This window comes from Deinococcus humi, from assembly GCF_014201875.1.
Taxonomy (GTDB): Bacteria; Deinococcota; Deinococci; order Deinococcales; family Deinococcaceae; genus Deinococcus; species Deinococcus humi.
This window is the reverse complement of the sequence record NZ_JACHFL010000016.1, coordinates 69,065-81,495: the sequence shown is the minus strand read 5'-3', so window position 1 is coordinate 81,495 and position 12,431 is coordinate 69,065. Positions and strand designations below refer to the sequence as shown.

Here is a 12,431-nt window from a genome sequence, read left to right as displayed (position 1 = left end):
CGTCAAGCTGTTCTCTCGTCTCAGCCAGGCTCTATGGGCTTGGCAGTGAACAATATTCCGTCCCCTTCCAAGCGTCCTAGTGTGGCAAGCAGGCGTGGCCCACAGTGTCGACGGTCTTCCACAGCCTCCAGGGGGAGTAAATCTGCGCCCTCACTGCTGGTCATGGCAATGACGGCGTACTGCGCGCCGACCCCATGCAAGAGATGTGCCCCGGCAGGCCACCAGTCGGCCTTCATGGTGTCCATCCTGATCTGACTGGCCCCGCGTTGCAGGTGCGAGTTGTGGGCGAAGATCAGCGTGGGACCGCGCTGCGCTTCCCGTTCGGCAATAGCAAGGAGATTTCCTGTCATCATCACCGCGCGCAGGGCCAGCATCTGGGAAATGCGGTCTGGCGAAGGGGTAGCGAGGTTGGCGTGATAACGAAGAAGGCCCTGGGCTATCCGGGCGTGTAATTGAGCTTCCCACAGATCAGTCTGCACCCCGAGTCCAGGGCGCTGGGTTTCGAGAAACCCCAGCAGGTCATCGGTCAGTGCCCGCAGGTGCCAGGCGTCTGCTGTGGCCCCGACAGACTGGCTAGGGTCCAGCGCGGCAGCCGGGTTCGTCCAGCGGGCGTCGTCTCCACAGAGCTGCTCCAGCGCAGCCCTGTAGATGGGCAGGTGGGGAAAGCGCGTGGACAGGAAATCGTGCAGGGCGAGCAGGCTGTGTCGTGGACTGGCCGCCCACATGTTCTCAACGGGTGGATCGAAGCCGTAAAACTTCAGACGGTCCATTTCGTCCCGGCCCGCGTTGAACCCACGCATCCAGACCACTAGGTCCCGGTTGGCCTGGACTCTTCCAAAGCCGTGGCTGAACCCGCTCGTTAGCACCTCATCAAGGGTGTCCTGGCCGGAGGCAACGTAAGCATCCACCTGCAGGCCAGCGATGATGTCGCTCTCGATGGCGATGGAGCGGAAGCCCTGTGTTTCCACGAGGGTCTGGAAGATGCGGTTGCGCCAGAGGGGGAACACCTCGACGCCGTGGGTGGGTTCGCCGAGCCCCAGCAGTTGGGGCTGAGCAGGCAGGGCAGCGAGAAAAGAGGAGAGGGCGGCAGCGGGATCGGTCATGGACCAACCGGCGTGAGAATCTTTGTCTGGCATGGTGAACTCCTGGGCCAGAGGGCGTGCCCGCAATGGCCCCTTCAGCATTCCTGTGCCTCATGTGAGAAGACTGACGGAAAGATGTTCACCAAATCTTCATCTTACCCGGCACCCCTTGGGCGACGGGCGGCTAACAACGGACCATCCACTGCCCCGCAGCGCGGCACAACGGCTTTCCCTCCAGTAGCCACGCTTGGTTTAGTGCGAGACGTTCAGGGCGTGCAATAGAGCAAATTCGTGAGCACTGAACTTCGCTTCATGCCGCAGCCGTGAGGTGGACCTGCGGCGTCTCACTGATCGCGCTGGCGGGGTTCGGGCGGGACCTGTTGCGGGAGTGAATGAAGTCGGGAGTTACGGCGGCAAGGGAGCGCGGCGTGCAATTCGGTTGTCAGGCAGGACAGAGGGTGAAAGCGGAGCGATACACTGCCGCAGCTGCCACGGCTGCGTGCCAGAGACAGTCATACCGGGATACCCCACGCAAACGGCCCCTGTTTCCTCAACGTCTCCCTGAGATCGGTGGCGGCAAGGGAGTGGAACAGAGACGGACTGCCGAACATGTCCTCCCGGATCTAGACCAGTCAGACGTTACAGCACCTCGTTCAGGAACGTTAGCTTCTTCAGATCGTGATGCGCCTGTCCGCCCTCGTGTCGATTGAAAGGATATTCCTCGATCTGCTTCGTACCGGCGTAGTGGTTGAATGCGGCATAGACCGTGCTCGGCGGGCAGACGTCGTCCATCAGCCCGACGCTGAAGAGGGCCTGTGCCTGTGCCCGCGCGGCGAAGTGCAGGCCGTCAAAGTAGCTCAGCGTGGACATGACGTCGGTGATCGCGTGACGCTGCACCCGCATGAACTGCGCGATCTCTCCGTACGGCAGGCTGTCGGTGATGCGCACGGCCCGCTCGAAGTGACACAGGAACGGGACGTCGGGCAGACACGCAACCACGTCCGGAATCAGGCCGGCAGCGGCGAGGGCCAGGCCGCCGCCCTGGCTGCCCCCGGTGACGGCGACTCGGGCAGCGTCTACGGCTGGATGCGAGCGAATCATCTCGACGGCACGGGCGGCGTCGGTGTAGAGGCGGCGGTAGTAGTAGCTGTGGGGATCGCGGATGCCCAGGGTCATGAAGCCGGGCAGGTGAGGCTCTCCTCCACTACCCGCATCGGCGGTGTCCCCACTGCGCCAGGCACTGCCCTGACCGCGTGTGTCCATGATGAAGTGTGCATACCCGGCACTGGCGTACAGCAGCCATTCGTGCGCCAGGCCACGCCCTCCACCGTAGCCGAGAAATTCCACCACGCAGGGCAACGGTTCGCGCCGCGCTCTCGGCAACACCAGCCAACCCCGCACCGGCATGCCTGCTGCGCCGCTGAAGGTGACATCGAAAACCTCGACGGTGGTCAGCGGCACCTGAACCAGCTCGAATTGAGTGGCGCGGGCGTGTTCACGCGCCTCGTTGAGCGTCTGAGCCCAGAAGGCATCGAAGTCGGCGGGCTCGTGGCGTTCGGGGCGATAGGTCCGCAATTCCGCTTCAGGCAGATCGAAATAGGCCATCAATAGCTCCTCGACAGGGGTGACGTGGAGAGGGCGTCACCAACCGGCCACGCTTCATGGATGAAGAACTCTCCCCAGCCACGGCTGGACGGTGTGAAGACGCCGGACATGGAAAGACGGGGATGGACCTCGATTATAGGGATCTACTTGCCCCGGAAGTCCTGCGTGACTCTCTGGGCGAGGGCACGAAAGTCTGTTTCAGCGGCCTGATGGGGAAAAGCAGGCCATCTGGGCCGTGGCGATGGCGGAAACCCACGCCCTGCTGCGAGGCGGGTGGGCACGGTGAATGGGGCAAGGTTACCCTCCGAACGATAGGGGCTCCTTCAGGTCGGACAGCCGCCTGGGCCTCCGGAGGGGCGCTACAGTCATGACCTATGATCCTCAATCCCGAAGGCGAACGCTCCTTAATGCTGGGGCAGTTGAATGGCCGCGTGGCCCTGGTGACCGGAGCATCGGGTGGGATCGGAAGGGCCACTGCCCGGGCACTGGCTGCGGCGGGCGCTCAGGTGGTCATCGCCGACGTGGAGGTCGCCGCTGGAGAAGAGACAGCCCTCGCCCTTCGTGACGAGGGAGCAACCGCACAATTCATCGCCTGCGATGTTTCAGACCCCGAGGAGGTCCGTGCCCTCCTGGAACAGACCGTGGCCACCCTTGGTCACCTGGATGTGTTGGTCAACAATGCTGGCATCGCGGGAAGTGCAAAGCGACTGCATGAACTGGAGGTCGACGACTGGGACCGCGTGCTGGCAGTCAATCTCCGCGGCCTCTTTCTGTGCGCCAAGTATGCCCTTCCCCATCTGATGAACCGCAGAGGCGTCATGGTCAACATCGCCTCGACCTATGGCCTGATTGGCGCGCCTCAGGCTCCCGCCTACTGCGCTTCAAAGGGTGGGGTGGTCAATCTCACCCGGCAACTCGCTGTGGATTACGGCCCCAGTGGTGTCCGTGTGAACGCTGTGTGCCCTGGCTACGTGGACACCGACATGGGGGGCCAGCGAAGCCGGATGGTTCCCCCACAGGCTGCGGCGGCACTCGAACGGCGTGAGGGCAATGCTGCCCGCCAGCCTTTGGGCCGTCAGGCCCACGTGGACGAGGTGGCCCGTGTGGTGGCGTTCCTGGCCTCTGAGTCGAGTTCTTTCATGACCGGATCGATTGTGACCGTGGACGGCGGCTGTACCTCAACGTTCAACTACAACCAGTAGATCGGTTCCCAAGCTCGGGGCTCCCCTTGGCGCGGGTCAAGATGTGGTCCGATAGATGTGGGTGGTCTGCGGTTGGAGATTGAGTGGTTCCCTGCGGAGGGGTTACGCCCAGCCCCCTTCCCTGAACGGTTCAAACTCAATCCGATAGGTTCTGGCAACCAGACTGCAGTCGGCTGATCTTCCGTGACTGACAGCCAGCCCCGCCGACACTGTTCTCCCATGAGCATCATTGGGCCCGCCTTATGGCTGTCCCACCGGTTTACCTTGAGCGAGCGCTATGTCAAAAAACTGTCGCATCAGCGCGCGTGATCGTCGGTCACGTAGCCCTATGACAGGGAATTTCCCGTTCGCACCGCTCCTCGCTGAAGATTACAAGGACAAGCTCTAGAGCGATGGGCGGCCATTCAAGCCCTTGCTTCGCTTAAAGACATGGAGCTGTTGCAGTGGCGGTCTGAACTTCAGACCGCCACTGCGTAGATCCAGCCTGCTCAATGTTAAGTTGCCAGAATCCGGTGCTCAGCGATGCTCGCCGGCTTCGCCCGTAGTCCCAACCGGAGTCTCGGGCACTGCAGGAAGGTTGTATGAGTGTGCCAACTGAGGCATTTCCAGGGACTCGTGCCCCCGGTTGACAAGGCGTCCGCCGGCATACCTCGCCACGCTGGTGAGCGTGAGTTCCCAGTTGCGGCGCTGCGCTGCATGAACACCGAAGATGTAGGCCAGTCGGTCAAAGTGCGAATTGGTTCTGAGCAGTGATTCGATCTGCAACACCATCCTACCCGCCTGGTCGTTCGGATAAACCCGGAAGTCGGAGGTGCCCGCGTCCGGGTGCAGGCGGAGCGTTCGAACGCGGAAGCCCAGGGGGTCGACGTGCTCGACGACGACTCGCCCACGGCGGATCAGCAGCATCTGGATCTGAAGGCGGTCGCCAAGGCGCACTGGAGGGATCGGGTGATCCAAACCCCGGAACCAGGCAAGCCACTTCGGCGCATGGTCCGGCAGGTGGTCACGCCAGTGGGTTGCGACCTCCTCGGGACTGCGGTGAGCGGCCTCGACTTCCACCCAGTATCGGCGGCGGGTCATGGGACCGACCCCATCTTCCGGCCCGGAGGGGCGCAGCGGGTCTGAAGGCCCCCGCAGGAGGTAGGCGACCAGGGCCACCGCAGGCAAGGCCAGCCAGCGAAGTGGTGAACGGGAAGTCATGGATGACACCTCCTGCGGCTCCTGAGTCCAGCCGCACATTGCAAAGAAGATAGGATGCATGCCCAGCGCGCCGACCTTCCAGCATTTATGAAATGCAGACGGACCGCGAAGAGGGCCGTGTGTCCTGTCTCATGCCGGGGCGTTGCGCGAACGTCCCTTGCGTTGAGGCTGGGGCGGCGTGGATTGTGCCCGCCTGTGGGGTGAGTCACGCTGTGACAGATGCGCCCGTTAAGGCAGTGCGAACACCTGCGTCCAATATGGACCCTCGCCGCCGCCCACGGCGCTCAGGCCGATCAGGCTGAAATCGCCCATGATGTTCCGGCAGTGGCCGGATGGGTGCAGCCACCCGTCAACTACTTCCTGCGGGCTTTCCTGGCCGCAAGCGATGTTCTCGGCCACGGCGCCCGGCTGCGCGCCAGCCGCCTTCACCCGCTGGTGCGGCGTGGATCCGTCAAGCGCCGAGATATGATCGAAGTAATCGCCGCTGGGCATGCCCAGCGATTGGGCGAGCGCGGCACGGTCGAGCCGAGCGTCGCGTTTCAGCGGCGGTCGCACAGCCCCGCCCGCGCGCTGGGCCGCCGCCTCTAGAACGGATGAGCGGCGATGCAATGGACGTCGGGCGGGGCGTATGGAGCTGTTGGCCACCGCCGTGTGAAGCCAAGAAGGAGTTCCAGAACGATGGTGCCCTGATTCGTCTGGGTTCAGCTCACCGACCGTGACTGATGCAAAGTCCTCACGTCAGCGCCTACCAGTGAATGGTTCACCCCTACGCCTATGGGGAACAGCTCAGCGAGTGCGGCTCACCTGTTTAGGGGCCTTGACCTCTCTTGCCTGCTTTAGTCCGGCGCGTAACGGCGCAGCAACAGCTCACTCAGGGCGCGCCATTCATCACGTTTGGCGGCTGGCAGGTGGTGGGACAGATGAGGCAGGTAACGGCTCAGATGCCTCCGTGTCATGCTCCCAACGTCCAGACCGAGCTCAGCGGCGGTTTCGGGGATCAAAACGTCAGCCATCGGACCAATCAGGCGGGTCAGGTTCCAGTGCAGATCTTCTGAGAATTCAGGCCCCAGGGCGGGCTCGGCGTCTTCCGGACGGCCTAATGCACGGCCCAGCGCGCCGTCTTCGATGGTCTGTGCAAGCATCCGGTCAAAGGCGTCGGTGGCCTGGGGCACGTCGCCGTTCAGAATGCTTCGCACGATCTCCTCGTGAACGGCGTAGACCGAGTCGAAGTGCCCCTGGCTCATCAACTCACCGATGGCTGCGCGCATGACATTCGCCAGTGGGATCCGGAGGGCTTCGAGCAGCCGCAGCACCACCGGATTGCCCGCCGCCTGCGCAATGGCGTGGTGGAGCTGCAGATCAGCCTGCACGAAGGCCTCCGGTTCGGCCCGGGTCTGACGCAGCTTTTCGAGCAACCGTAGCAACCCGGCGCGCTGCTCAGCACTGGCATTCGTGACCGCGTGGGCGATGGTGTAATGCTCAAGGAGACGCCGGGTGTCGAGGAAAGCTAAGGCTTCGGCCTCGTTGTGAACCACGCCCATCCACAGGTTGATGCTGGGAGCTTGTTCCGAGACCGGCAGCACTACCGTGCCGCGTCCGGGCCGGGCGTCGAGGACGCCAGCGGCCGACAGGATGCTGATGGCCTCACGTACTGCCGCCACGCTGGTGCCGTAACGGGCGGCCAGTTCACGCTGGCTGGGCAGATAGTCGCCCGGAGAAATCTGACCGCTGACCAACAGGCCCTGGATGTGGCGCGCGATGTGCTCGCCCAAGGAGAGTTTTTCGACCGCCTCGATCTGAAAGACGTCAGCGCCGCTTAGGGCGCCGCCAAAAACACGGCTCCCCTGGCTCACTGCGCACGCCCGCCAGGTAACAAGCGGCTCAGCGCCAACTGCATGCTGACCCGCAGGCGTTCGATGGCCCCGGCCAGATCCTCCAGTTCGTCGTTACTGTCTACCTTCAGGGCGTCGTGTATCCGGCCTAGACTGGCCTGCTCGGCGGCCTCGGTGATGATCAGGATGGTCTGCACCAGCCGCCGCACAGCAAGGTAGGCGCTCAGGGCCGCCACCAATCCCACCAGCGTGCAGGTGAGCAGCACCAGTTGCAGCTGCCGGTTCAGGACGGCGTGCAGGTCGCCGAGTGCGACCCCGATGCCCATGGTGAACAGCAGGGTGCCGCGCGGCTGCGGGTCACCCGCAAAGCGCAGCTGACGCGCGCCGTTGGGCAGTTCGTACACATCCAGTCGCGTCAGCTCGACGGGAGACGAATGGGGTTGGGCCGCCAGCGTCGCAGTCGCCTCCCTCAGATGCTGCCGGACGCTGTCCGGCGTGCCCGGCTGCAGGGCTTTCAGGGCGTCGTTGTAGGCGGAGACACGGTCACTGGGCTGGAACTGCGCCTTGTGGGGGAAGGCATTCACAAAGGCGTCGTACTGGGCGCGCAGGAGCCAGTCGGTGTCTGGTTGCGCGGAGGTGAAATAGCGTAGTTCCTGACCTGCAGGCTGCACGTCCACGAAGGCCACGCTGGGCGAAGTGACGGCGGCGCGGAGCTGGGTGTTGACCAGGGGCAGGTCCCGCACGTCCAGACTGGTGGCCAGCACCGAGGCCACCGATTGACTCAGATTACGCGCGATCGCGTCCAGCGTGGCTCGGCGCTGCACAGTGAGGATGACGGCCGTCAACAGGGCCAACGCGAGAATGGGCAGGACCGTTACCAGGACTGCCTTGGAGCGCAGGCTGCGGCGGCCCCGCCACAGGGAGCGCTGGCGCTGGGCTGGGCGGTGGGAGGCCGGGGAATTCAGGGTCACGGGTGCTCCGTGGTGCTCAGCAGCGCCCGCAGCCATAAAGACGCCGCACATCCCGACAGGATGAGAGCAGGACACGGGAACGCACTACGCCCTAAGCAGGCGCACTGCACTGAGCCTTCTCCCGTTGAAGACGTGCTGATCTGTCCATCCTCCTCCCCTTCCTCCCAAGAACGACCTGCAGTGTTGATTGACGGCTTGAATTTTAAACTCGGTCCAATGATTCGAACATTCGAACAGTTGACTTTTAAGACAAACCCACCTTACACTCACTGAGTTACAAATCGCAACTCTCGAGCATCACAGCCCTCCGGACGATCGCCTGTCGCTCTCGGTGGCTGAGTAGGATAACCACGTCATCCTGTTCAGCCTGAAGAAGTGATTTTCAGGTCATGCGCTCTAGGATCGCTCGTTTTCTCCGTCTGCCCATGCATACCCTCATCCGCCGCGCCCATCGCCCGGCCAGGAGTCCTCATGAAACAAAGCACGAAAGCTGCCCTTGCCCTGCAGACCGCCCTCCTGACGCTGGGCAGTCTGGCCGCAGCTCAGAAAGTCGAGACACCGGTGGTCATCGGTGTGGCTGTGGCGCAGACCAGCAATACCGCGTTGCTCGGCCAGGAGCAGGTCATTGGAGCAAAATTTGCCGAGAAGTTCCTGAACGCGCGCGGAGGCATCAATGGCACGCCTTTTAAACTGGTATTCCAGGACACGGGTGGGGACGAGGCCGGGGCCATCAACGCCTTTCAGAATTTGATCACCCAGGCCAAAGCGGTTGGCATCGTCGGCCCCACACTCTCGCAGCAGGCTTTTGCGGCCGATCCCATCGCAGAGCGTGCCAAGGTTCCGGTCCTGGGGCCAAGCAACACCGCCAAAGGCGTGCCAGAGATCGGGGAGTACGTGGCCCGCGTCTCTGCGCCGGTTTCCATTGTGGCGCCCAACGCCGTGCGGCAGGCGCTCAAACTCGACCCCAAGATCAAGCGGGTGGCTGTCCTGTACGCGCAGAACGATGCCTTTTCCACCAGCGAGACGGGGACCTTTCAGCAGACCGCCAAGGATCAGGGCCTGACCGTCGCCACCGTGCAGAAGTTCCAGACCACCGACAGCGATTTCACCACGCAGGTGACGTCGGTGCTCAACGAGAAAGTCGATCTGGTCATCATCTCGGGTCTGGCCGCGGACGGCGGTAACCTGGTCAAGCAGTTGCGCCAACTGGGCTACAAGGGCCTGATTATCGGCGGCAACGGCCTGAACACCAGCAACATGTTCCCGGTCTGCCAGAAGCTGTGTGACGGTGTGATCATCGCGCAGGCGTATAGCCCCGCCCAGCCCAGCGCGGTGAACCAGGTGTTCGTCAAGGAATACCGCGCCCAGTATAAGAAAGACCCGCCCCAATTCGCGGCGCAGGCCTACGCGGGCGTGCAGGTCATGGTAGAAGCCTTGAAAGCCATCGACCGTAAGAAGAAGCTCAGCCAGTGGGACCTGGGAGAACTGCGCAACGCCCTGAACAAACAGATTCTGCTAGGCACCTACAACACGCCGCTGGGGCCGATCAGCTTCGACAAGGAGGGTGAAGTGCAACAGAAAGAATTTTACGTTGCCCAGATCAAGATGGCCGATGCCAAGAACGGCTCGTTCGTCTTCTTAAAGTAAGCCGTTGCGCTGATCAGGACACAACCACCACTCAAGTCGAAGTCGCCAGCATTCAGCGGTTTAGGAGCTGGCGACTTCTTTTGATTTATTCGGTGGGCAGCGGCGCGTCAAGCCACGACACACTGCAGGAGGACGCATGGAATTGAGCGGGTTGGTACAGAACTTAATGAACGGCCTGGCGATTGGCAGCGTGTACGCCATCTTCGCGCTGGGCTACACCCTGGTGTTCTCCATTCTGGGCATCATCAATTTTGCACACGGCGCCGTGTTCACGCTGGGGGCTTACTTCACCTACACGCTGGTTGCCGGGCAGTTCGAAAACAACGGTCTACTCAAGGGCATTAACCTGTTTCCTGCCGGTTCACCGTTGTCGGGCAGCCCCTGGGTCTTCGCGGCGGCCACCCTGCTGGGGGCGGTGGGGGCCGGGCTGATCTCGGTGCTGATCGAGCGGCTTGCCTTCCGGCCTATGCGGGCGCGCGGCGCAGACCCCCTGCTGGCGCTGGTCAGCTCGCTGGGCGTGGCCCTGGTGATTGTCAATCTCATTCAGTTGCTGGTGGGCGCCGAGATCTACAACTTTCCGTCCAATGCCTACGGAGAGCTGCGCCCCGCGCTGTCGTTTGCCATCGGCGACAAGATCGTGGTGATCCGAACCGTGCAGGTGATCATCTTCGGAGTCAGTCTGGCGATCCTGGCGGTGCTGGGGTACGTGATCGGGCGCACCAAGATCGGCAAGGCGCTCCGGGCGGTGGCCGAGAATCCCACCACCGCCAGCCTGCTGGGCATCAGCGTGGACAGGTTCATCGTGATCACCTTTTTCCTCTCGGGTTTCCTGGGCGGGCTGGCTGGCACCCTGGTGGGCACCGCCTTCGGCGTGGCTGGCCCCTATTTCGGCGTGACCTATGGCCTCAAGGGGCTGGCCGTGATCGTGCTGGGCGGCCTGGGCAGCATTCCCGGCGCGGTGCTGGGCGGCCTGGTCATTGGACTGGCCGAGGCGTTTGTGCCCAGCGACTACAGCGCATACAAGGATGCGGTGGCCTTTGCGCTGCTGTTTGTCATCTTGCTGGTGCGTCCCCAGGGGCTGCTCGGCCAGAACGCCGCGCAGAAGGTGTAGGCCATGGACAACTTCTTTCAGAGCTACGGCTTTTTGCTGGTGACGATGGTCCAGGCCGCACTGCTGGGCCTGAGCCTGTATTTTCCGCTGCAGGCCGGGCAACTGAGTCTGGCCAGCCCCGGCTTCTACGCGCTTGGCGGCTACGTGGCGGCCATCATGCTGACCAATCCAGCCTTTGGTGGGCTGCGGGACGCGCTGGGGAACAGCGTTTTTCCGCTGACCTGGCTGGTGGCCGCCGTGCTCAGCGGGCTCCTGGGTCTTGTGGTGGGCGTGCCCGCCCTGCGGCTGCGCGGGATTTACCTGGCGCTAGCCACGATCGCCTTTGTCGAGATCCTGCGAGTGGTCTCGCTCAACCTGTCGATCACTGGCGGAGCCATCGGCATCTTCGGTATCCCTCAGGCCTTCGGCTTCCAGGACCGCTGGCAGTACCTGTTCCTGTTTGGACCGCTGCTGATCCTTACGCTGATCTTTGCTGCCCAGCTGGAGCGCTCGCGGGTGGGCCGCGCCTTCCGCGCCGTGCGCGAGGATGAACTGGCCGCCGACGCCATGGGCGTTTCGCCCACCCGTTACAAGGTGCAGGCCTTCGTGATCGGGGCGGTGCTGGCCGGCATCGTGGGGGCCATGAGCGCGCCGTTCCTGAACACCTGGAATGCCAAGCAGGGGACCTTCGATGCCTCAATCGCCATCCTGGCTTTCGTCCTCATCGGCGGCTCCCGCAACATCTGGGGACCGGTGGTGGGCGGCGCGCTGCTAACTGCCATCCCCGAAGTGCTGCGCCCGCTGGCCGACTGGCGACTGGTGATTAACGGGCTGGTGCTGGTGCTGGCGAGCCTGTATCTGCCGCAGGGCATCGTGGGCACGCTGAGCCGGGGAGGCAAGCCGCCAAAACGGCCTGATCCTGCGCCAGCCGGCCCCAACACGGAAAAGATCAGCTCCAGCCACAACTCCAACACCGCGGAGAACAGACCATGACCGCTTCTCAACCGGCTCCGTCTATGCACCCCACACCGCCCGCGACTGAACGCGCGGTCGTCCTGGAGGCGCGCAACATGACCCGGCGTTTCGGCGGCCTGGTCGCCGTAAATGACGTGTCCTTCGATGTGCGTGAGGGCGAGATCTTCGGTCTGATCGGCCCCAACGGCGCCGGCAAGACCACCCTCTTTAATCTGATGACCGGGCTGACGCCGCCCAGCAGCGGCACCCTCACCTACAGGGGACGCACCGTGACCGGGCTGGCGCCGTACCGCGTCGCCGGACTGGGGCTGAGCCGCACCTTCCAGAACATCCGGCTGTTCAAGGGCCTCTCGGCGCTGGAAAATGTCAAGATCGCGCAGCACATCCGGACCCGCGCTGGGCTGTGGCAGGGCGTTTTCGGCTCGTCGCGCCAGGAAGAGTTGCAGGTGGAACGCCGCGCCTGGGCCCTGCTGGATCTGGTGGGCCTGAGCGACCGGGCAGGCGAACTGGCTGCCAATTTCAGCTACGGCGATCAGCGCAGGCTCGAAATTGCCCGCGCCCTGGCCACCGAGCCACAGGTGCTGTTGCTTGACGAACCCGCAGCGGGCATGAACACGGCCGAGAAAGGTCAGCTCACTGGTTTTATCCGTCAGGTCCGCGATCAATTCGACCTGACCGTGCTGATCATCGAACACCACGTGCCGCTGGTCATGAATCTGTGTGACCGGGTGGCCGTGTTGAACTTCGGACAACTGATCGCCGTGGGCGAACCGGCCCACGTGCAGCGCGATCCGAAAGTGATCGAAGCCTACCTGGGAGGTGAGTAG

Annotated in this window: 11 protein-coding genes; 5 read left to right on the top strand and 6 right to left on the bottom strand. The window is 63.3% G+C overall.

Annotated features, from left to right (window positions below):
- Positions 1-20: 20 nt before the first annotated feature.
- Together HNQ08_RS21265 and HNQ08_RS21260 are read right to left on the bottom strand one after the other, a co-directional pair.
- Positions 21-1,136 carry an erythromycin esterase family protein gene (locus HNQ08_RS21265; RefSeq protein ID WP_184136637.1) on the bottom strand — a complete coding sequence of 372 codons (1,116 nt, stop codon included), beginning with the start codon at positions 1,134-1,136 and terminating at the stop codon, positions 21-23.
- A gap of 585 nt (positions 1,137-1,721) precedes the next feature.
- Positions 1,722-2,687: an acetylxylan esterase gene (locus HNQ08_RS21260; protein ID WP_184136635.1), complete on the bottom strand. Its 966-nt coding sequence runs from the start codon at positions 2,685-2,687 to the stop codon at positions 1,722-1,724.
- Between the two features lie 374 nt (positions 2,688-3,061).
- Between HNQ08_RS21260 and HNQ08_RS21255 the strand changes: the two genes are divergently transcribed.
- A complete protein-coding gene (locus HNQ08_RS21255) occupies positions 3,062-3,889 on the top strand; it encodes an SDR family NAD(P)-dependent oxidoreductase (protein ID WP_184136633.1) in 828 nt (275 codons plus the stop codon).
- A 516-nt stretch (positions 3,890-4,405) separates the two neighbouring features.
- Here HNQ08_RS21255 and HNQ08_RS21250 read toward each other — a convergent pair.
- The 4 genes from HNQ08_RS21250 to HNQ08_RS21235 form a co-directional block, all read right to left on the bottom strand.
- Complete coding sequence (locus tag HNQ08_RS21250) at positions 4,406-5,089, bottom strand: DUF1990 family protein (RefSeq protein WP_184136631.1); 684 nt, start codon at positions 5,087-5,089, stop codon at positions 4,406-4,408.
- A 228-nt stretch (positions 5,090-5,317) separates the two neighbouring features.
- Positions 5,318-5,581: a CAP domain-containing protein gene (locus HNQ08_RS27570; protein ID WP_229790164.1), complete on the bottom strand. Its 264-nt coding sequence runs from the start codon at positions 5,579-5,581 to the stop codon at positions 5,318-5,320.
- 344 nt (positions 5,582-5,925) lie between these two features.
- Entirely contained in the window at positions 5,926-6,861 is a 936-nt protein-coding gene (locus HNQ08_RS21240; protein ID WP_221284350.1) for a FadR/GntR family transcriptional regulator, read from the bottom strand.
- Between the two features lie 77 nt (positions 6,862-6,938).
- The gene (locus HNQ08_RS21235; protein ID WP_184136627.1) at positions 6,939-7,892 is read right to left on the bottom strand and encodes a methyl-accepting chemotaxis protein; all 954 of its coding nucleotides are present in this window, start codon (positions 7,890-7,892) and stop codon (positions 6,939-6,941) included.
- Positions 7,893-8,363: 471 nt separating this feature from the next.
- Between HNQ08_RS21235 and HNQ08_RS21230 the strand changes: the two genes are divergently transcribed.
- From HNQ08_RS21230 to HNQ08_RS21215, 4 genes are all read left to right on the top strand, one after another.
- The gene (locus HNQ08_RS21230; protein ID WP_184136625.1) at positions 8,364-9,539 is read left to right on the top strand and encodes an ABC transporter substrate-binding protein; all 1,176 of its coding nucleotides are present in this window, start codon (positions 8,364-8,366) and stop codon (positions 9,537-9,539) included.
- A gap of 136 nt (positions 9,540-9,675) precedes the next feature.
- Positions 9,676-10,650, top strand: a complete 975-nt coding sequence (locus HNQ08_RS21225) for a branched-chain amino acid ABC transporter permease (protein WP_184136623.1) — start codon at positions 9,676-9,678, stop codon at positions 10,648-10,650.
- 3 nt (positions 10,651-10,653) lie between these two features.
- Complete coding sequence (locus HNQ08_RS21220; RefSeq protein ID WP_229790162.1) at positions 10,654-11,622, top strand: branched-chain amino acid ABC transporter permease; 969 nt, start codon at positions 10,654-10,656, stop codon at positions 11,620-11,622.
- Positions 11,619-12,431 (top strand): ABC transporter ATP-binding protein, encoded by an 813-nt coding sequence (locus HNQ08_RS21215; protein WP_425321366.1) that lies wholly within the window; start codon positions 11,619-11,621, stop codon positions 12,429-12,431. The genes HNQ08_RS21220 and HNQ08_RS21215 overlap by 4 nt, the downstream gene beginning before the upstream one ends.